The organism is Pantoea sp. X-Soil-ISGK-421, from assembly GCF_059730785.1.
In genome coordinates this window covers 507,225-525,577 of the sequence record NZ_AP035980.1, presented here as the reverse complement: position 1 = coordinate 525,577, position 18,353 = coordinate 507,225, and the positions used below count along the sequence as shown (strand labels likewise).

The 18,353-nt window shown below is 55.5% G+C and carries 17 protein-coding genes; 9 read left to right on the top strand and 8 right to left on the bottom strand.

What is annotated here, in order from left to right; all coding sequences use genetic code 11:
- Positions 1 to 91: 91 nt before the first annotated feature.
- On the top strand, positions 92 to 970 hold the full coding sequence (locus AC6I8K_RS21115) for a LysR family transcriptional regulator (protein ID WP_483818358.1): 879 nt from the start codon (positions 92 to 94) through the stop codon (positions 968 to 970).
- Between the two features lie 120 nt (positions 971 to 1,090).
- Here the strand turns inward: AC6I8K_RS21115 and AC6I8K_RS21110 are convergent, their stop codons facing one another.
- On the bottom strand, positions 1,091 to 1,861 hold the full coding sequence (locus AC6I8K_RS21110; protein ID WP_497827517.1) for an AraC family transcriptional regulator: 771 nt from the start codon (positions 1,859 to 1,861) through the stop codon (positions 1,091 to 1,093).
- Positions 1,862 to 1,978: 117 nt separating this feature from the next.
- On the opposite strand from AC6I8K_RS21110, the gene AC6I8K_RS21105 reads away from it, so the two are divergent.
- Complete coding sequence (locus AC6I8K_RS21105) at positions 1,979 to 2,767, top strand: sulfite exporter TauE/SafE family protein (RefSeq protein WP_497827516.1); 789 nt, start codon at positions 1,979 to 1,981, stop codon at positions 2,765 to 2,767.
- Here the strand turns inward: AC6I8K_RS21105 and AC6I8K_RS21100 are convergent.
- The 3 genes from AC6I8K_RS21100 to AC6I8K_RS21090 all read right to left on the bottom strand — a co-directional run bounded on the left by AC6I8K_RS21100 (position 2,754) and on the right by AC6I8K_RS21090 (position 5,685).
- Positions 2,754 to 3,485, bottom strand: coding sequence for a substrate-binding domain-containing protein (locus AC6I8K_RS21100; protein ID WP_497827515.1), 732 nt, complete (start codon positions 3,483 to 3,485; stop codon positions 2,754 to 2,756). The two genes, AC6I8K_RS21105 and AC6I8K_RS21100, sit on opposite strands and share 14 nt — an antisense overlap.
- Positions 3,454 to 4,524 (bottom strand): ABC transporter substrate-binding protein, encoded by a 1,071-nt coding sequence (locus AC6I8K_RS21095; protein WP_497827514.1) that lies wholly within the window; start codon positions 4,522 to 4,524, stop codon positions 3,454 to 3,456. Before AC6I8K_RS21095 ends, AC6I8K_RS21100 begins: the two co-directional genes overlap by 32 nt.
- Before the next feature lie 108 nt (positions 4,525 to 4,632).
- Positions 4,633 to 5,685 carry an SDR family oxidoreductase gene (locus AC6I8K_RS21090; protein WP_497827513.1) on the bottom strand — a complete coding sequence of 351 codons (1,053 nt, stop codon included), beginning with the start codon at positions 5,683 to 5,685 and terminating at the stop codon, positions 4,633 to 4,635.
- Between the two features lie 97 nt (positions 5,686 to 5,782).
- Between AC6I8K_RS21090 and AC6I8K_RS21085 the strand changes: the two genes are divergently transcribed.
- The 4 genes from AC6I8K_RS21085 to biuH all read left to right on the top strand — a co-directional run bounded on the left by AC6I8K_RS21085 (position 5,783) and on the right by biuH (position 10,336).
- Positions 5,783 to 6,682: a LysR family transcriptional regulator gene (locus AC6I8K_RS21085; RefSeq protein ID WP_497827512.1), complete on the top strand. Its 900-nt coding sequence runs from the start codon at positions 5,783 to 5,785 to the stop codon at positions 6,680 to 6,682.
- Between the two features lie 202 nt (positions 6,683 to 6,884).
- A complete protein-coding gene (locus AC6I8K_RS21080; protein WP_497827511.1) occupies positions 6,885 to 8,333 on the top strand; it encodes an amidase in 1,449 nt (482 codons plus the stop codon).
- Positions 8,326 to 9,636: a purine-cytosine permease family protein gene (locus AC6I8K_RS21075; protein WP_483818366.1), complete on the top strand. Its 1,311-nt coding sequence runs from the start codon at positions 8,326 to 8,328 to the stop codon at positions 9,634 to 9,636. The genes AC6I8K_RS21080 and AC6I8K_RS21075 overlap by 8 nt, the downstream gene beginning before the upstream one ends.
- On the top strand, positions 9,629 to 10,336 hold the full coding sequence (biuH, locus tag AC6I8K_RS21070; protein WP_064739967.1) for a biuret amidohydrolase: 708 nt from the start codon (positions 9,629 to 9,631) through the stop codon (positions 10,334 to 10,336). The genes AC6I8K_RS21075 and biuH overlap by 8 nt, the downstream gene beginning before the upstream one ends.
- Here biuH and AC6I8K_RS21065 read toward each other — a convergent pair.
- Positions 10,333 to 11,235 carry an alpha/beta hydrolase gene (locus tag AC6I8K_RS21065; RefSeq protein ID WP_497827510.1) on the bottom strand — a complete coding sequence of 301 codons (903 nt, stop codon included), beginning with the start codon at positions 11,233 to 11,235 and terminating at the stop codon, positions 10,333 to 10,335. The two genes, biuH and AC6I8K_RS21065, sit on opposite strands and share 4 nt — an antisense overlap.
- Positions 11,236 to 11,523: 288 nt before the next feature.
- On the opposite strand from AC6I8K_RS21065, the gene vapB reads away from it, so the two are divergent.
- Both vapB and AC6I8K_RS21055 read left to right on the top strand, forming a co-directional pair.
- Positions 11,524 to 11,751, top strand: a complete 228-nt coding sequence (gene vapB / locus AC6I8K_RS21060) for a type II toxin-antitoxin system VapB family antitoxin (protein WP_483818368.1) — start codon at positions 11,524 to 11,526, stop codon at positions 11,749 to 11,751.
- On the top strand, positions 11,751 to 12,164 hold the full coding sequence (locus AC6I8K_RS21055; protein WP_497827509.1) for a type II toxin-antitoxin system VapC family toxin: 414 nt from the start codon (positions 11,751 to 11,753) through the stop codon (positions 12,162 to 12,164). The genes vapB and AC6I8K_RS21055 overlap by 1 nt, the downstream gene beginning before the upstream one ends.
- Positions 12,165 to 12,205: 41 nt before the next feature.
- On the opposite strand, the gene betA is transcribed toward AC6I8K_RS21055, so the two are convergent.
- From betA to betI, 3 genes are read right to left on the bottom strand one after another with little or no spacing between them, the layout of a single operon-like run.
- Positions 12,206 to 13,885, bottom strand: coding sequence for a choline dehydrogenase (gene betA, locus AC6I8K_RS21050; protein ID WP_064739970.1), 1,680 nt, complete (start codon positions 13,883 to 13,885; stop codon positions 12,206 to 12,208).
- A 28-nt stretch (positions 13,886 to 13,913) separates the two neighbouring features.
- On the bottom strand, positions 13,914 to 15,386 hold the full coding sequence (gene betB / locus AC6I8K_RS21045; RefSeq protein ID WP_483818369.1) for a betaine-aldehyde dehydrogenase: 1,473 nt from the start codon (positions 15,384 to 15,386) through the stop codon (positions 13,914 to 13,916).
- A 13-nt stretch (positions 15,387 to 15,399) separates the two neighbouring features.
- Positions 15,400 to 15,993: a transcriptional regulator BetI gene (gene betI, locus AC6I8K_RS21040; protein WP_008106889.1), complete on the bottom strand. Its 594-nt coding sequence runs from the start codon at positions 15,991 to 15,993 to the stop codon at positions 15,400 to 15,402.
- Between the two features lie 256 nt (positions 15,994 to 16,249).
- Here betI and AC6I8K_RS21035 point away from each other — a divergent pair, with 256 nt between their 5' ends.
- A complete protein-coding gene (locus AC6I8K_RS21035; RefSeq protein ID WP_064739972.1) occupies positions 16,250 to 18,280 on the top strand; it encodes a choline transporter in 2,031 nt (676 codons plus the stop codon).
- Positions 18,281 to 18,353 lie beyond the last annotated feature (73 nt).

Below are 18,353 nucleotides of genomic sequence, written 5' to 3'. Positions count from 1 at the left end.
ATTGAAGTCGCTATTGTAGGGAAATTTCGGACTGTTAGAATTCCTGTAACTGGATATGATCAGTTTCATAAAACGATCAGATGGAGCCCATATGGACAGAGTGACGGCGGCAACGGTATTTAACCGCATTTGCGAGCTGGGCAGCCTAAGCGCCGCGGCGCGCGCGCTGGATATTTCGCGGCCGATGGTCAGCCGCTATCTGGATGAGATGGAGAAGTGGGCGGGTGCGCGCTTACTGCATCGATCGTCGCGCAAGCTCACCATCACGCCTGCCGGTGAAAAGATCCTCGAAAAATCGCGCACGCTGGCAAGATTGGCTGAAGAGATTGCCGATCAGGGCGCTCATAGCGAACCGCATGGCACGTTGCGCGTCGCCTGTGCGCACTCCACCGCCACACATATTCTTAGCCCGATGATCCCAGCATTCCTGGCGCGTTTTCCGGCAGTGCGGATTGAGCTGGAGATCAACAATCAGCCAGTGAGTTTGATTGGTGAGCGTATAGATGTGGCGGTGCGCATTACCGACGATCCTGAACCCGGTGCCATTGCCCGGCGTTTAGGCGAATGTGTTTCAGTGGTGTGCGCGTCGCCGGACTATCTGCAGGTGCACGGTGCGCCGCAAACGCCCGCTGATTTGGCGCAGCATAATTGCCTGCATTACAGTCGTTTTGCCGGGCAGAGCTGGCAGTTTTGCGATACGCAGGGTGAAACGATAGCTGCGACGGTGAACGGCAATTTCAGCGCTGGCATCTCCTCGGTGCTGTGTGACGCGGCGATCGCCGGTTGTGGTCTGGCGATGGTGCCGGAGATGGAAGCACGTCACGCCCTCGATAACGGCCAGCTGCAAACCGTGCTGCCGACCTATCAGGCGAAAACGCTGGCGATCTACGGCCTCTATATGTCGCGCGAACGTCAACCGGCGGCGCTACGTGCGTTTTTGGATGCGGTGCAGCATCAGCTAACCGTCTGAACCTTCGACACGCTGTTGTTAAAAAGTAATTGATTAATAATCAGCGGGTTATACAAGTTGATTATGCGATATACCGTCGGTTTTCAGGCTGAAATCGCCAATTAAGTGGTGAAGGTTTGCTCAATTTTGCACGGCGTAGAATGAGGGAACCTGACCCGTGACGCGGCGAAACATGGTCGAGAAGGCTGAACTGCTGTCGTAGCCGAGCGATAGCGCCACTTCGTTAACGGATTTGCCCGCTACCAGCATCGCCAGCGCCGTTACTACACAGGCACGCTGCCGCCAGGCGGAAAAGGACAAACCGGTTTGCTGTAAAAAATGCCGTCGGAAGGTGCTGGAGCTCATAAAGAGCGCTCCGGCCCAGCGAGCGGCCGCATCATGAATGGTGGGTGCCTGTAAGAAGTTCTGGCATTGCGCTAATAGCGCCGGATGCTGGGGCAGCGGAATATCAAATTCCCGTGCAGGCATCGCCGCTAACTCCAGCAGCAGCAACTGCACCAGCGATCGATCGCGATCGGATGCGTATAGTAGTGGTAAATCAACAGCTTCAATCAACAACTGGCGCAGTAGCGGCGAGATGCTAATGACGCAACAGCGTGTGTTATCGCGCAATGCTGCCGCGCAAAGCGGCTCAATATACATACTGCGCGTCGAGACGCCGACAAACTTAACCCTGTGCGCGGTGTTTGGCGGAATCCACACCGCGTGCTGCGGCGGTACCACCCATTCGCCAGCCTGAGTCGAAACGTGCATTAATCCAGTTGCGCCATACAGCAACTGCGCGCGGCGATGCTGGTGTTCCGGCAGCACGCATCCTTGCGCGTAGTCATTTCCTAGCGCCACGACGTCACGATCAATTTTGTCGTATTCATCAATGTGACTATTTCGCATAGCAGACATCCACCGCAAATTGACTGATTTGCAAGGGTAATTGAGCGCTGCACAAATGGGAAGCGTGCAGGTTGCTGCGTAAGCTGCATCACTCTTTTGATGATGCAGAGAAAAGCGATGAACGAGCTGTTAATTATTGGTCTGGCGGGTTTTGCCACCGGCATCACCACGGTGCTGTTTGGCTTTGGCGGCGGTTTTGTGGTGGTGCCATTTGTTTATCAACTGATGGTGCAGCAGCCGTTGCTGGCGGAACATGCGATGCACATCGCGGTGGCGACCTCGACCGCCGTGATGATTTTCAATGCCGGTTGGGCCAGCTACCAAAACTGGCGGGCTGGCAAACTGCATAAAGCCACACTGCTGCCGCTCATCGGGTTTATCGCGCTCGGTGCGGTGATCGGTTCATGGCTGGCTGGCGCAATGAGTGATAGGTGGGTGCGGGGACTTTTTATGGTTTACATGCTGGTGACCATCGCCGATTGCCTGCTGCGCAAAGGCTTTCTTACACGCGCTGCACCGCGAGTTTTGTCGCGGCTGACCGCCAGCGCGGGCGGCACCTTGATCGGCATGATTGCCGCCATGCTGGGCGTCGGCGGCAGCGTGATGACTGTACCGCTGCTGCGTCGTCATGGTTATGCCATGCGTGATTGCGTCAGCGCGGCCAATCCGCTGTCGCTGCCGGTCGCCATGTTGGGCGCGACGACTTACGCCATCAGCGGCGGGCAGCAAATACCCGCTAGCGGTTATCTGGGATTTATCAGCCTGACCATTTTACTGCTGCTGGTGGTTGCCGGTTTTGTGGGGATGCTGTTTGCCCGCCGATGTATTCCGGCGGTGTCCGATCGCTGGCATGCGCGGATTTACGTTCTACTGTTGTGCCTGGTGCTGGTTGCTATCGCGGTGTAGCGGAGAGTTGGAAGCCATGCTGTTGCAAAATAGTCTGCGCCGCGGCTGAAGAGAGAAAAGCCGCGAGGGGAAGCGCGGGGGCAGAGCAGCACGCCCAACCATATTCGGCCACCACGTTATAAGGCGCGGGGATATTCAACACGTGCAGCTGAGGGCAGAGCTGCAAACGCGGCGCATAGCTGGCGTAGCCGATAAACATATCCGTGTGCTTTTGCTCAATGAGCCACTGCGCCGCCAGCTCACCCTTAGGCACCATCAAACCGTCTGTGCCGCCCACCATCGGACGCGCTTTGGCTTTGAGCCTGTTCCCGGAGCCGGGATGAAGACGCTCAATGTTATCAAAAAGTTCCCATGTATAATCGCCAGAAGGATCGCTGAGCGGCGTTGAGGTCGCTACACGCAAATCATCCCGACATAGCAGCGATAACCAGTCATCTGCGCGTGTGACAATGTCACGCCTGGCGGTCAGGCACAGCGTGTTGGCAGCAAATAATCCTAGCTTTACTGCGCGTCCTTGCTGCAACAGCGCTTCAGGGTGCAGCCGATTAGCGGAGGCGAAAAAATCGCACGCTTCACCGGCCTCAATTCGCTGACGTAACCTGCCCGCCGGGCCAAAATCGGTAGTGATCCTTAGACCGCTAAGCGAGGTGAATGATGCCATTAAATCTGGCCAGACCGCGCGCAGGCTACCGGCTGCCAGAATGTTTAACGTTGTCATGATAGTGCGTCCGATAGAAGCGTTGGTACCAGCTTTCAGCCTGTTGTTGCATGTCGATGTCGCGGAATTTTTCCGGATAGAGCTTTTTCGCCATCCACAGTTCGCCCAAGCCAATCGCTTCTGGCATCGGATAGCCCCAGGCTTTGGCATAGTCCGGCATCAGCCACACCTGATGATTTTTTACCGCATCAATGGTTTGCCAGCGTGGATCCTGTTGGATCTCTTGCAGCACGTTTGGATAGCGATCCTGCACAAAAATCACCTGCGGATTCCACGCCACCACCTGTTCCATGCTGACCTGTTTAAAACCCTGAACGGTCGCGGCAGCCACATTAAATGCACCCGCATGTGCCATCATCAAGCCAGTGTATTTCCCTGAACCGTAAGTGGTGAGATCGGGATTCGCCATATAAGCGCGCACACGCTGCGGCTCGGGCAGATTTTTTAAGCGCTCGCTGACGATTTTGCGTCCTGCAAACGCAGCATCAATCAGTTCCTGCGCCTGTGTTGGCTTGTTGACCACATTGCCGATCAACGTGATGCCTTCCTTGATGCCGAGATCGTAAGCCTGATCTTCATTCTGCATCATGGGATTGATTTTGCCTTGCTGACCGGCATCATCATGACGCAGTGAGATGGCCAGCACCGGGATGCCTAATGCTGAAATCTGATCGATCATCTCTTTTGGCGCATAGTTGGTGACAAAAACCACCTGCGGATGCAGTGCCACCAGCTGTTCCATATCAACATGGGTTAAATCGCCCAGCAGCGCTTTATGCGTTAACTCAGGCACCAGCTGCGCGTAACCTTCACCCAGCTGCTGTTTCCAGTTCGCCAGAATACCCACGATTTTATCGGTAGCGTTGAGCTGCACCAGCAGGTTAAGCGTTTGGTGTTGCAGCACGACTACACGATCGACGTGATCGGGAATCGTCACCTGACGGCCAATCTGATCGGTCACCACGCGGCTGGCATAACTGTGTAGAGAGGTAAAAGTGAGCAGGCCGGCGAGAATAATCCGGTTAAAAGAGAGGTGCATAGAAACTCCTGAATTCAATATGCACCGAAGTATATAGCGATAATGGGGAGTGCGATATGACCTTTTAATGATGAGTTATGAGGGAAGCCTGAACTTCCCTGACGCGGGTTAAGGAATAATTCGTGCGCTGCGTAACTGCGCAAACAGAGCAAAGAACATCGCATCCGTTGCCTGGTAACCATTAAAACCCGCGCGCCGTAATTTGCTGCCGTCACCAAACATGTCGTAATCCCAGCCAAAGACAAAATCGGCAAATCGCCCATCATTCAGCTGCAAGATATCCGGCTCAATCAGCTGATGGTCTTTAGCGATTATCTGCCACTGCGCGCGATAATCCTGGAAAAGTTGATGAAACGATAGATTCACTGCCGGCGCGCTTTCCAGTTCGAACCAGCGAGCAATCGCGGGCCATAGCTCACTCCAGCGCCATAAATCGCCGTTGTTAACGTTAAATGCTTGATTGTCGGCACCGGGGGCATTGGCCGCCCACAGCGTGGCCTGCGCGAGTAAGTCGGCATCGGTATGATCCACTATGCTGTGCCAGGCTTGGGCTGATCCTGGAAATCGCAGCGGCAAGCCTTGAAATTTGCACAGTGATGCGTAGAGCGCGATGCTCAGTGCCAGATTCATGGCGTTACCCGTGGTTGCGCTGCCCACTACGCCGGGGCGCAATGCGTGCCAGTGCCAGCTTTTACCGCGCTGATAGTCACTTAGCCAATGCTGCTGTTCCGCATTGAATTCGGCTCCCGCCACGCCGGGATCGCTCTCGCGCGCGGGCGTTTTAAACGGCCCCAAATGCGCGCCATACACTTTATATCCCTGCATTAAACTGACGCAACGCAGCGGTGCAATATTATCGATGTTAACCACCAGATTGCGCAGCATCGTCACGTTGGGTTCGACCATTTCACGCCAGCTGGCGGCATTCAGCCACGCGCTGTAGAAGATATGCGTGACATGATTGAGTGGGGCCAATGCCTGTGCGCTCTGCTGCGCATCCAACAGATCAACGTGGATGAAAGGGATATCCTGGGGTGATGTTGCAGGCTTGCGCGTCAGGCCAATCACCTGCCAATCCTGCTGACGCAATGCGTTAACCAGCTGTCTGCCAACAATGCCGGTTGCGCCCGCTACCAGGGCGACGTTATGACTCTGCGACATGATTATTCTCCTGTGAATATGACAGCCACAGTGTTATCTATAATTTTTACTGCTGATATCCCACTATTTAGATGTCACTTATTAGAAAAATCATTAAATGAATAACAAACTCAACGCCATCAACACCTTCATTCGTGTGGCGCAGGCCGGATCGTTTTCGGCAGCGGCACGCTTGGGTGATATGAAACAATCCGCCGTGAGCCAGCAAATCGCTGCGCTGGAGGATGAACTCGGTATCGTGTTGCTGCACCGCACCACCCGCGCCATGAGATTGACCGAGCAGGGCGAGCGTTATTTACAGCAGATGCAGCCGCTGCTTGCCGCGATGCAGGACGTGGAGAGCCAGTTACGTCCGACGCAGCGAGCGCTGCAAGGGCGCGTGCATATCCAGTTACCCAGCGGATTAGGCCAGCGCTTTCTGCCACATTTGCTGGAGCTGCAGCGAATGAACCCTGAACTGCATCTGACCATCGCGCTCGACGATCGGGTGGCCGAACTGGTGAGTGAGGGCGTGGATATCGCGCTGCGTCTGAGTGAAACACCGCCGGAGATGTTTCCCGCGCGATTATTGGCGCGTATTGAATCGCCGCTGTTCGCTGCACCTGAGCGGGTACGCGCGACGCCGATTACCACCCTGGCAGAGCTGGCCGCGCAACCGCATGTCCGCTTTAGCGGCATTGGTAAACAGGCACCGCTGCGCCTGATATCCGAGCACGAAACGGTGGCGCTGGCTGTGAACACCGTATTCTGTGCCAACAGCAGCGAAGGATTGTTGCAGGCGCTGCAGGCGAACATCGGCGTTGGCGGTATGCAATTACCGCTGGTGCATGAAGCGTTGAAATCTGGATCGCTGATGAGAATCTTGCCTGCATACCGTCTGCCGGATCGTTTTCTCTACGCGGTGTTTCCTGATGCGCGCTTTATCCCGCTGCGCGTCAGACGTGTGGCAGAAGTGATCGAAAAGGTTCTGGCAGATGTGATCCCCACAGCTGAGTGAGATAGCGCTCGCCATCATGGCGCATCGCTGCGCCATTTTCGTGCTTCTCACCGTCTAACCTGCATTGTAAAGAAACATAAGTATTCGATCTTGTATCCAAGAGCGTATCCCATCTGGCCTGGCCGCAGGCCACACCGTTTTCAGAAATTTTTGGCACGCAAACTGCAATATTCCCGTTAAGTTAGCAATCGGGAGTATTCACATGTTTGATGCACTGTTGGATGAAGATGCCACCACGCTGGCGGCGTTGATCCGTAGCGGGGAGGTTTCAGCGCAGGAAGTGACGCAAGCCGCGCTCGAACGCATGGAACAGCGTGAGCCACAGATCCAGGCATTTTGTACCGCCACGCCGCAACGGGCACTGCAACAGGCGGCCACCATTGATGCGAAACGTGCGCGCGGCGAAACGCTGGGCGCGCTGGCTGGCGTCCCGCTGGCGGTGAAAGATCTGATTTGCACGGCGGGGGTAAAAACGACGTCTGGATCGCATGCCTATGCCGATTTTGTCCCGGATGAAGATGACATCACCGTTGAACGCCTGTTGGCCGCCGATGCCGTGCTGCTGGGGAAAACCACCGCGCCGGAGTTTGGTTACAGTGGCGTCGGGCATAATCCGCTGTTTCCTTCACCGCGCAATCCGTGGGATCTCACTAAAACGCCAGGCGGTTCGAGTGCCGGTTCCGGTGCGGCATTGGCTGCGCGGTTGTGTCCGATTGCATTGGGCAGCGACGGCGGCGGTTCAGTGCGCATTCCTGCCGCACACTGCGGCGTGTTTGGCCTGAAAGCCTCGATGGGGCGCGTGCCGTTATGGCCGGGCTGTCGCGACGAGCGTTATCCCGGCGTTTCCAGCTGGGAATCGCTGGAGCATATCGGCCCAATGACACGTTCGGTGCGCGACAGCGCGCTGATGATGTCCGTGATGGCTGGGCCCGATATGCGCGATCGCCACTCGATTCCCTGCAATGATGTTGATTGGCTCGGCTCGCTGAATAAACCCCTAAGCGGCCTGCGTATCGCGTTCAGCGCTGATTTTGGCTACATCGCTGTCGATCCTGAAGTGCGTGACGTTGTCACACGGGCCGCGCGCCGTTTTGCTCATGAACTCGGTGCTGAACTGGATGAAGTCGATCCCGGCATCGCCGATGAGGCGGCCACGTTCGCCGCGCTGGTGGCCTTTGAGAGCGATCTTAGCGGCATGCGCCACATGCAGGCTGAACTCGGTGCGCGCATGTCACCGCATCTTAGCGCCATGCTGCAACGTGACTGGCGCGCTGAAACCTTCACCGACGCCAACACCACGCGCAAAAAGCTGTGCAATCAGATGTGGCGCTTTATGCAGCATTACGATCTGCTGTTGTCGCCAACGCTGGCGGTGCCGCCATTCCCGCTCAACATGCAGGGACCCGAGATAATCGATGGGCGCATGGTGCGCAGCGATCACTGGCTCTCATTCTGCTTCCCGTTCAATTTTACCGGCCAACCGGCGGCATCTGTTCCTGCGGGCTTTACCGCCAGCGGATTGCCGATTGGCATGCAAATCGTAGGTCGTCATCTGGACGATGGCCTGGTGCTGGCGGCCAGTGCCGCATTCGAGCGCATTCAACCGTGGAATCACATCACACCTGTTTTAATCGGAGTTGCCCATGACTAACAAAAATTCACCGGCTTTAGAGCAGGAATTCGAGCATGAACCGGTGCCGCTCAGCCATCGCCATTCGACCGGTTCGGTTTCGGCGGTGTGGTTTGGTTTCCCGATGATCCTGACGAATGCGCTGTTTGGCGGCATCATTACCTGGCACCTTGGATTCTGGCCAGCGTTGATTGCCATCCTACTGGGGAATCTGGTGCTGTTTGCCTATGTCGGCGCGCTGAGCTGGTTCGCCGGAAATACCGGTATGAACTTCGCGCTGCAGGCGAAACGGACCTTCGGTACCAAAGGCTACATTTTAGTTTCTGGTTTTCTCTCGACCGTGGTGATTGGCTGGTACGCCTTCCAGACCGGCTTAACCGGCACGGTGATCAATCAAACCTTTGGCTGGAATGCGCTGGCGGTCACGGCGGTTGCTATGGTGCTTTACACCGCAATCACCTTCCTCGGCGTGCGCGCCTTGTCGGTGCTGGGCATGATTGCCGCGCCGCTGTTCGTGATCCTGGGTTTGGTGGCGTTGTGGTTGATCGGTCAGGATCATGATTTCAGCACCGTCACACAGTTTACCGGCAGCAGCAGCGCGGTGGGCGCGATGAGCATGGGCACCGCCGTGACGATGGTGGTGGCCGGTTTCGCGGATTCCGGCACCATGACGGCTGACTTTACCCGCTGGTCGAAAGACGGCAAATCGGCGGTGATTGCCGCGTTCTCCGCGTTCCCGGTGGCGAACGTCATCTCTTATCTGTTTGGCGTGGTGATTGTGGCGGTCGGCGCGGCCGTCGATCCGGCAAGCAACGGCGGCAACTTCCTGCCGATGCTGATGGGGCACGGCATGCTGCTCTCCGTGATTGCCTTCCTGTTTGTGTTTATCAATCTCGGTTCGGTGTGTACGCACTGCTTGTATAACGGCGCGGTTGGCTTTAGCCATCTGTTCAGCAGCAAAATGCGCGTGTGGACAGTGATCCTTGGTGTGATTGGCGGGGCGCTGGCGCTGGCCGGCGTGTGGTCCTATTTCCTGGAGTGGCTGAGTTTGCTCGGCATCGTGGTGCCGCCGTTTGGTGCGGTGATGATTGTCGATTTGATCTTTATGGCCAAAATCAGCGAGCAGCGCACCCTGCGCCGCATGCGCGGCAGTGCCTTTGCGGCTTGGGCTATCGGCAGCTTATGTGCGGTGATTGCGCATATCGCCTTCCCACAGTTCGGTGAAGCGGTGATTGGTTTAGTAACTGCCGCCGCCAGCTACACGCTGATTGTGAAACTGAAACGTGAAAATGCGGTAAATGTGATGGAGGAAAAAAATGCCTGATTACGCGATTGATTCAACCCCGTACGTGTGGCCATATGACGGTCGTTGCAGCCCGCAGGATACCGCGCTGGTGGTTATCGATATGCAAACCGATTTCTGCGGCAAGGGCGGTTATGTCGATAGCATGGGCTACGATATCGCCTTAACGCGCGCGCCAATCAAGCCGCTTCAGCAGGTGCTGGCAAAGATGCGCGAGCTGGGCTTCCCGATCATCCATACGCGCGAAGGGCATCGTTCGGATTTAAGTGATTTGCCCGCCAACAAGCGCTGGCGCTCGAAGCGTATGCAGGCGGAAATCGGCGCGCCCGGACCGTGCGGACGCATTCTGGTGCGCGGTGAACCAGGCTGGGAAATCATCCCTGAACTGGCGCCGCTGGCGGGCGAAATTATTATTGATAAACCGGGAAAAGGGTCGTTTTATGCCACCGATCTGGAACTGATTCTGCGCAGCCGCGGCATCCGCAACCTGATCATCAGCGGCATTACCACCGATGTCTGCGTCCACACCACGCTGCGCGAAGCCAACGATCGCGGCTTTGAGTGTTTAGTGCTGTCAGATTGCTGTGCAGCGACCGAGTTGCAACACCACGAAGCCGCGCTCAGCATGATCCATATGCAGGGCGGGATTTTTGGTGCGGTCGCCAGTTCGCAAACTTTGCTGGCGGGATTAGCCAGCAAGCAAACGGTAGATGTGAGCTAGATCTTCAACCACCTTTCATAGTGCTCTGGCCACGCCACCGTGGGTGTGCCAGGCCTGCCCATAGCAAAACCATGACCGCCACGACTGTAGCGATGCATCTCAACTGGCACCTGATGGGATTTACAGGCGTTCGCCATGATCAGCGTGTTATGGGGATTGGAGATGGTATCGTCCTCTGCCTGCACCAGAAAGAAGGGCGGCGAGTGCGGATTCACAAATTCTTGTACCGACCATGCCGCGTCTTCACTTGCTGACGCATTTTTACCGACCAGAATCTTGTGCGTTGAGGTGTGCGTGTAAGGCTGCTCAAGTGTGATGATGGGGTAAATCAGCGCAGCGCGATCGGCTGTGGCGGGCAGGTTATCCAAGGCATCGCTTGCCCTATAAGATTGGAAATCCGCTCGCGTGACCGCCATACCGAGCAGATGCCCTCCGGCGGAAAACCCCAGCACGCTGACATGCTTTTCACGCTGCCGCACCAGGCGCAGCGCACGCTGGGCATCCTGCAGTGAAACCATTGCGCCATCTCGCCAGCCTTCATGGGGCAAGCGATAACTCAGCACATAAGCAGTATATCCGCGCGCCGTCAGCCAGGCGGCGGCGGGCCACGCTTCTTTACCCATTTCAATGTGCGTGTAACCGCCACCGGCGGCAATTAATACCGCGCGGCCATTGGGCGAGGGCGGCGTTGATACTGTAAGGGTGGGCTGCACGATATTGCGCTGCGCGCCCTTATCTGAAATGACCATTTCGCCTGCAGGGCCGCCTCCGCCTGGCGGGATACCCGGCCACAATGGGAGGATGTGCGTGGTTGCCTGTGATGATGCAGCCCAGTTTAGCCCGCTGCGCATGGCCAACGTGGAAAGGGTGAGATAAGACAAAAAATGGCGGCGGTTCATGGCAGATCCTCATGAAATCGGAGGCTTATTGCAGCAGAATTATCAGCAGAAAAGATGAAGAGGGCGTTGCTGTGTATTACCAAATGCGACGGGATGAGAGTTAAACGTTATAGTTACAACATACATTTGACTAAAACTAAAATCCCGAGCCTGGCAGCACTGCGGTTGTCGTTGTTACAGGAAATATATTTTTCTTTAGAATGCAGTACAAAATTCCAGCAAAAGTGCGTAGGCATATGCCATGCATATTCGTATAATATGCTTATATTTTTCGGGAGGAGGAAGTTCATGCGAACAGTATCAGTATTTAAAAATGGCAATAACCGTGCTATCCGCTTGCCGCGTGATCTGGATTTCGATGGGGTAAACGAGCTCGAAATCATCCGTGAAGGGGATACGTTGATTTTGCGACCGGTAAAACCAAGCTGGAGCTCTTTTATGCAAGAAGAGAAGGCAGATGCAGATTTCCTGGAGGATAGAGACGATGTAATTGAAGACGGGCGGTTTGAACTTTAATGAAAACCTACATGCTTGATACCAATATCTGCTCGTTTATCATGCGAGAGCAGCCGGAAGCCGTTATTGAGAAGTTAACCCAATGCGTTAAGCGACGTGATCGCATTGTGGTCTCGGCCATAACTTATGCCGAAATGCGATTTGGGGCGATTGGCAAAAAAGCCTCGCCTAAACATCTCTCGCTGGTGGAGGCGTTCGTGAGCCGTCTTGATGCTGTTTTGCCTTGGGATCGCGCGGCGGTAGATGCGACCACGAAAGTGAAAATGGCCTTGGCTGTGTGTGGTACGCCTATTGGTGCGAATGATGCGGCAATCGCCGGACATGCGATTTCGGCAGGCACAATTTTAGTCACCAACAATACGCGGGAATTCGCTCGGGTAGTTGATCTGAATCTTCAGGATTGGGCTAGCTAGACAACAGCAAAAGGGCGACTCACGTCGCCCTAAAATCAATCTTACCCACGCATTGGTTCAGCGCGTACCGGTTTATCACCGGCAACAAAGTAATCCGCTTCGCTGCGCGGCAGCGGCTGGCGACCACGAATGTTATCCGCGATTTTTTCACCGATCATGATGGTGGTTGCGTTCAGGTTACCGGTGATGATCAGCGGCATGATCGAGGCATCCACCACGCGGAGCGCTTCGATACCATGCACGCGGCCTTCGCCATCAACTACCGACATCTCGTCGTTACCCATTTTACAGGTGCCGCACGGATGATAGGCCGTTTCACCGTGATTGCGCACAAACTCATCCAGCTGCTCGTCGGTCTGGCAATCCAATCCAGGACTGATCTCTTTGCCGCGATACTTATCCAGCGCCGGCTGATTGATGATCTGGCGCGTGATACGAATCGCATCGCGGAATTCATGCCAATCCTGCTCGTGCGACATGTAGTTGAACAAAATGGCCGGATGACGACGCGGATCGCGTGATTTCAAACGCACATGGCCGCGGCTCGGTGAGCGCATAGAACCAACGTGGCACTGGAAACCGTGCGCTTCCACAGCATTCGAGCCGTTGTAGTTAATCGCGACCGGCAGGAAGTGATACTGAATATTCGGCCAGGTGAACTCTTCACGGCTGCGGATAAAGCCACCGCCTTCGAAGTGGTTGCTGGCGCCGACGCCCGTGCCATTAAACAGCCACTCTGCACCGATTTTCGGCTGGTTCCACCACTTCAAGGCCGGATAAAGCGAAACAGGCTCTTTGCACTCATACTGCAGATACATTTCGAGGTGATCCTGCAGGTTTTCGCCTACGCCCGGAAGGTCATGCACCAGCGGAATATCGAACTGCTTCAGCAATTCAGCAGAACCCACACCGGAACGCTGCAGAATCTGCGGCGACGCAATTGCACCCGCGCACAGCAGCACTTCACGGCGCGCATGCGCATGATGTGAGGTGTTGCTGGAACCCAGCAGATACTGCACGCCGACCGCGCGTTTGCCTTCAAACAGAATGCGGTCAGTGGTGGCATGTGTGACGATTTTTAGGTTCGGACGTGCTTTCGCGGTATCCAGATAACCGCGCGCGGTGCTGGAGCGGCGGCCTTTCGGCGTCACAAAACGGTCCATCGGACCAAAGCCTTCCTGCTGATAACCGTTCAGATCGTCAGTACGCGGATATCCTGCCTGCACGCCGGCTTCAATCATCGCCGCAAACAGCGGATTATTATCCGGCTTACAGGTGGTGATGCTTACTGGACCTTCGCCGCCATGATAATCGTTGGCGCCGATATCGCGGGTTTCAGACTTGCGATAATAGGGCAGGCAGTTCAGATAGCTCCAGCTTTCAAGGCCGGGCTCTTTTGCCCAGTTGTCCAGATCCATGGCGTTACCACGGATGTAGCACATACCGTTGATCAGCGAAGAACCGCCCAAGCCTTTACCGCGTCCGCACTCCATGCGGCGATTATTCATGTACGGCTCAGGTTCGGTTTCATACGCCCAGTTGTAGCGTTTTCCCTGCAGCGGGAAAGCCAACGCCGCAGGCATCTGCGTGCGGAAGTCGAAGCGGTAATCTGGGCCGCCCGCTTCTAAAAGCAGCACATTCACGCTGCTATCTTCGGTCAGTCTTGTTGCCAAAACGTTCCCTGCGGATCCGGCTCCGATAATGATGTAATCAAATTCCATTAGTCGTTCCTCAGGTTAAAAGCCAAAATTAAAATACGGACTGAAAACGGGTCATTTCGAGCTGCACAGATTTCACCTGAGTGTAATTCTGCAGCGTCATCAGGCCGTTTTCGCGGCCTACACCCGAATGCTTGTAACCGCCGACGGGCATTTCAGCGGCGGATTCGCCCCAGGTATTGATCCAGCAAATACCCGCTTCGATTTGATGAATCACGCGGTGTGCGCGGTTGAGATCTTGTGTTACCACGCCCGCGGCCAGACCAAATTCGGTGGCGTTCGCGCGGCGAATCACTTCTTCTTCGCTCTCGTAGCTCAGAATTGACATCACCGGGCCAAAGATCTCTTCACGCACAATGGTCATCTCATCGCGGCAATCGCTGAATACGGTTGGTTCCACCCACGCGCCGTTATCGAAGGCTGCGCCACTCAGGCGTTTACCGCCGCAGAGCAGACGCGCACCTTCGCTGATGCCGGATTCGATAAAACGCATCACGTTGTCGCGATGTGCGAAGCTCACCAGCGGGCCGAAGTTGGTCTCAGGGTCGTTAAGATCGCCCGCTTTAATACGCGCCACGCGCTCGGCGATTTTCGCTTCAAAGGTGGATTGCAATGCCGCCGGGATAAACACGCGCGTGCCGTTGGTGCAAACCTGTCCCGAGCTGTAGAAGTTCGCCATCATGGCGATGTCAGCGGCGAGATCGAGATCGGCATCATCGAAGATAATCAGCGGGGATTTGCCGCCTAACTCCATGGTGACGTCTTTCAGCGTTGAACCGGCAGCATTAGCCATGACTTTCTTACCGCTTGCTACGCCACCGGTGAAGGAGACTTTGTCGATGCCCGGATGATCGGTGAGAAGCTGGCCAGTGACCGCGCCGCGACCGTTCACCACGTTGAACACGCCGTTTGGAACGCCCGCTTCGGTATAGATTTCTGCCAGTTTCAGCGCGGTCAGCGGCGTCACTTCGCTGGGTTTGAAGATCATCGCGTTACCGGCGGCCAGCGCGGGCGCAGATTTCCACAGGGCGATTTGAATCGGATAGTTCCACGCGCCGATGCCCGCCACCACGCCCAGCGGTTCGCGGCGAGTGTAGACAAAGGAGGTATCGCGCAGCGGGATCTGCTGGCCTTCCAGAGAAGGAATCAAGCCCGCGTAATACTCCAGCACGTCGGCACCGGTCACGATATCGACGTATTGCGTTTCACTCAGTGGCTTGCCGGTGTCGAGGGTTTCAAGCGCGGCCAGTTCATCATTGCGCTCACGCAGAATATCGACCGCACGACGCAGAATGCGCGAACGTTCCATCGCCGTCATCGCCGCCCAGATTTTCTGGCCTTTCTTCGCGGCGGCAACCGCGCGATCAACGTCCGCGCGTTCCGCTTCGTGTACCTCGGCCAGCACTTCGCCGTTTGCCGGGTTGATGGTCTGGAATGTGTTGCCTGCCGCAGCGGGAACCAATGCGCCATCAATGTAAAGGTGCTGCTCGGTGAATCGGGACATGATTTCTCCTTCCTCAGTGATTCTGGTCAGCCAATTGCTGACGAATGAATTGGGTGGTGAGCTGTCTGGCGATAGCCAAATCGAACGGTTTGCCACTTAACGCCGCGCGCAGCCACAGGCCATCAATCAGTGAGGCGAGGCCATGTGCCGCCAGTCGCGCTTTTTCGCGCGGAATCACACGACGAAACTCGGCTGCCAGCGTGGAAAACAGTCGACGGCTGCTTACACGTTCTAAACGGCCCAACTGTGGCTGATGCATGCTGCTGGCCCAAAAATCCAGCCAGGCTTTCATCGCGGCGCTGTGCACCTGCGAGTCATCAAAGTTGCCTTCCACAATCGCCAGCAGGCGCGCTTCAGTACTGGCGTCTGCCAGTGGTTTTAACCTTGCTGCCACCGCATCGCGTAACTGACGTGTCACGTCACGCATCGTGGCTTCCAGCAGACCGTTCTTGTCTTTGAAGTAGTGGCTGATGATGCCTGTCGATACGCCAGCACGTCGCGCAATCTGCGCAATGGTGGCGTCGTTGATCCCGACTTCGTTAATGGTGCTCAGGGTCGCATCAATCAGTTGCCGACGACGTATCGGCTGCATTCCCACCTTTGGCATAACACTCCAGCTCCACCGCAATGTAAGGACACTATTAAAACTTTTTTTGATTGCACGTTCAATATAAAAAAGAAATTTGTTAGGATGCTGTGCTTCGATTGTTACAAAAACGCAGCGGTTAGAGGGATGGAACCTTGCAGGTGCGCATTAACGCGTACCCTACGAAAACCGCATGTTCTCGCGTAGGGTCGTCATTTATGAAGACCCACTTACGCTTAAATGGCACGTACTACAGGAAATTAACCAGAGGTAATCGATGATTAATCCACCTGCCAGTGAAAAAGACAGAATCAATCCTGTGGTGTTTTACACCTCAGCCGGACTGATTCTGACATTTTCACTTGTCACGATTTTTTACAGCGAACTCGCTGCCAGCTGGCTTCTGACCGCCGTTAATTGGGTCACTTCCACGTTTGGCTGGTACTACATGCTCGCTGCTACGCTGTACATCGTTTTCGTCATCTATATGGCGTGTTCGCGCTACGGCGCCATCAAGCTTGGGCCGGAGCAATCCAAACCCGAGTTCAGTTTACTGAGCTGGTCGGCGATGTTATTTGCCGCCGGTATCGGTATTGACCTGATGTTCTTCTCGGTTGCCGAACCGGTAACGCAGTATATGCAGCCGCCAGAAGGTGCAGGGCAGACCATGGAAGCCGCGCGTCAGGCGATGGTGTGGACGCTGTTCCACTACGGCGTCACCGGTTGGTCAATGTACGCGTTGATGGGCATCGCGCTTGGCTACTTCAGCTATCGCTACAACCTGCCGCTCACCATCCGCTCAGCGCTTTATCCGATTTTCGGCAAACGCATTAATGGCCCGATTGGTCATACCGTCGATATCGCCGCGGTGATCGGTACCATCTTTGGTATCGCCACCACGTTAGGGATTGGTGTGGTGCAATTGAACTACGGTCTCAACGTCCTGTTCGATATTCCGGAAGGTTTCACTGCGCAGGCGGCGCTGATTGTGCTGTCGGTGATCATCGCCACCATCTCAGTGACATCCGGCGTGGATAAAGGCATCCGTATTCTCTCTGAGCTGAATGTTGCGCTGGCGCTGGGCTTGATTCTGTTCGTGCTGTTTATGGGCAAAACCGATTTCCTGCTTAACGCGTTAGTGCTGAACGTGGGGGATTACGTCAATCGCTTTATGGGCATGACGCTCAACACCTTCGCGTTTGATCAGCCACGCGAGTGGATGAATAGCTGGACGCTGTTCTTCTGGGCGTGGTGGGTTGCCTGGTCGCCGTTTGTCGGTCTGTTCCTCGCACGTATCTCACGCGGTCGTACCATTCGTGAGTTCGTATTAGGTACGCTGATTATCCCGTTCACCTTTACGCTGCTGTGGCTATCGGTATTTGGTAACGCGGCGCTGTATGAAATCATTCATGGTGACGCAGGCTTTGCGCAGGAAGTGATGGCGCATGCCGAACGCGGCTTCTACAGCCTGCTGGCGCAGTATCCGGCGTTTAAATTGAGTGCTTCGGTTGCCACCATCACCGGCATGCTGTTCTACGTGACATCGGCGGATTCCGGTTCTCTGGTGCTGGGTAACTTCACCTCCAAGCTGAAAGACATCAACAGCGATGCACCGAACTGGCTGCGTATCTTCTGGTCGATTGCCATTGGTGTGCTGACCATGGGGATGCTGATGACCAACGGGATTTCTGCCCTGCAGAACGCCACGGTGATCATGGGCTTGCCCTTTAGCTTCGTGATTTTCTTTGTGATGGCCGGCCTGTATAAATCGCTGAAAGTGGAAGATCATCGCCGCGCCAGTGCCAGCCGTGATACTGCGCCGTACATTCCGGCCAGTAACGATCGCCTGAGCTGGAAGAAACGCCTGTCGCGCCTGATGAACTATCCGGGTACGCGCTATACCCAGAAAATGATGGAAGAGGTGCTGTTCCCGGCCATGCAAGAAGTGGCGAAAGAGCTCGAGCTGCGTGGCGGACGCGTATCGCTGGAACGCGCGGAGCCAGAAGAGGGGCAGCCGCTGGGCCACCTTGATCTGCGCGTGCTGCTGGGTGAGGAGCAGGATTTTGTTTATCAAATCTGGCCGCAGCAATATTCGGTACCGGGCTTTACCTATCGCGCACGCAGCGGTAAATCGACCTATTACCGTCTGGAAACCTTCCTGCTGGAAGGGAGCCAGGGCAACGATTTAATGGACTACAACAAGGAGCAGGTGATCATCGATATTCTTGATCAATACGAACGTCACCTGAACTTTATCCATCTACATCGTGAAGCACCGGGTAGCAGCATGACCTTCCCGGACGTGTAATTTCCGCAGAACGCACGGTCCGTAGCGGCGCAATAAATCGCGCCGCTACGGACCGTGCAGTAATTAGAATGCG

What these genes read in the sequence shown, in the direction of transcription:
- betA (WP_064739970.1), bottom strand. Translation starts at nt 13,885, where the DNA reads ATGGAATTTGATTACATCATTATCGGAGCCGGATCCGCAGGGAACGTT.
- betB (WP_483818369.1), bottom strand. Translation starts at nt 15,386, where the DNA reads ATGTCCCGATTCACCGAGCAGCACCTTTACATTGATGGCGCATTGGTT.
- AC6I8K_RS21075 (WP_483818366.1), top strand. Translation starts at nt 8,326, where the DNA reads ATGACTAACAAAAATTCACCGGCTTTAGAGCAGGAATTCGAGCATGAA.
- AC6I8K_RS21085 (WP_497827512.1), top strand. Translation starts at nt 5,783, where the DNA reads ATGAATAACAAACTCAACGCCATCAACACCTTCATTCGTGTGGCGCAG.
- vapB (WP_483818368.1), top strand. Translation starts at nt 11,524, where the DNA reads ATGCGAACAGTATCAGTATTTAAAAATGGCAATAACCGTGCTATCCGC.
- AC6I8K_RS21065 (WP_497827510.1), bottom strand. Translation starts at nt 11,235, where the DNA reads ATGAACCGCCGCCATTTTTTGTCTTATCTCACCCTTTCCACGTTGGCC.
- AC6I8K_RS21035 (WP_064739972.1), top strand. Translation starts at nt 16,250, where the DNA reads ATGATTAATCCACCTGCCAGTGAAAAAGACAGAATCAATCCTGTGGTG.
- AC6I8K_RS21080 (WP_497827511.1), top strand. Translation starts at nt 6,885, where the DNA reads ATGTTTGATGCACTGTTGGATGAAGATGCCACCACGCTGGCGGCGTTG.
- AC6I8K_RS21100 (WP_497827515.1), bottom strand. Translation starts at nt 3,485, where the DNA reads ATGACAACGTTAAACATTCTGGCAGCCGGTAGCCTGCGCGCGGTCTGG.
- AC6I8K_RS21115 (WP_483818358.1), top strand. Translation starts at nt 92, where the DNA reads ATGGACAGAGTGACGGCGGCAACGGTATTTAACCGCATTTGCGAGCTG.
- biuH (WP_064739967.1), top strand. Translation starts at nt 9,629, where the DNA reads ATGCCTGATTACGCGATTGATTCAACCCCGTACGTGTGGCCATATGAC.
- AC6I8K_RS21090 (WP_497827513.1), bottom strand. Translation starts at nt 5,685, where the DNA reads ATGTCGCAGAGTCATAACGTCGCCCTGGTAGCGGGCGCAACCGGCATT.
- AC6I8K_RS21105 (WP_497827516.1), top strand. Translation starts at nt 1,979, where the DNA reads ATGAACGAGCTGTTAATTATTGGTCTGGCGGGTTTTGCCACCGGCATC.
- AC6I8K_RS21095 (WP_497827514.1), bottom strand. Translation starts at nt 4,524, where the DNA reads ATGCACCTCTCTTTTAACCGGATTATTCTCGCCGGCCTGCTCACTTTT.
- AC6I8K_RS21055 (WP_497827509.1), top strand. Translation starts at nt 11,751, where the DNA reads ATGAAAACCTACATGCTTGATACCAATATCTGCTCGTTTATCATGCGA.
- AC6I8K_RS21110 (WP_497827517.1), bottom strand. Translation starts at nt 1,861, where the DNA reads ATGCGAAATAGTCACATTGATGAATACGACAAAATTGATCGTGACGTC.
- betI (WP_008106889.1), bottom strand. Translation starts at nt 15,993, where the DNA reads ATGCCAAAGGTGGGAATGCAGCCGATACGTCGTCGGCAACTGATTGAT.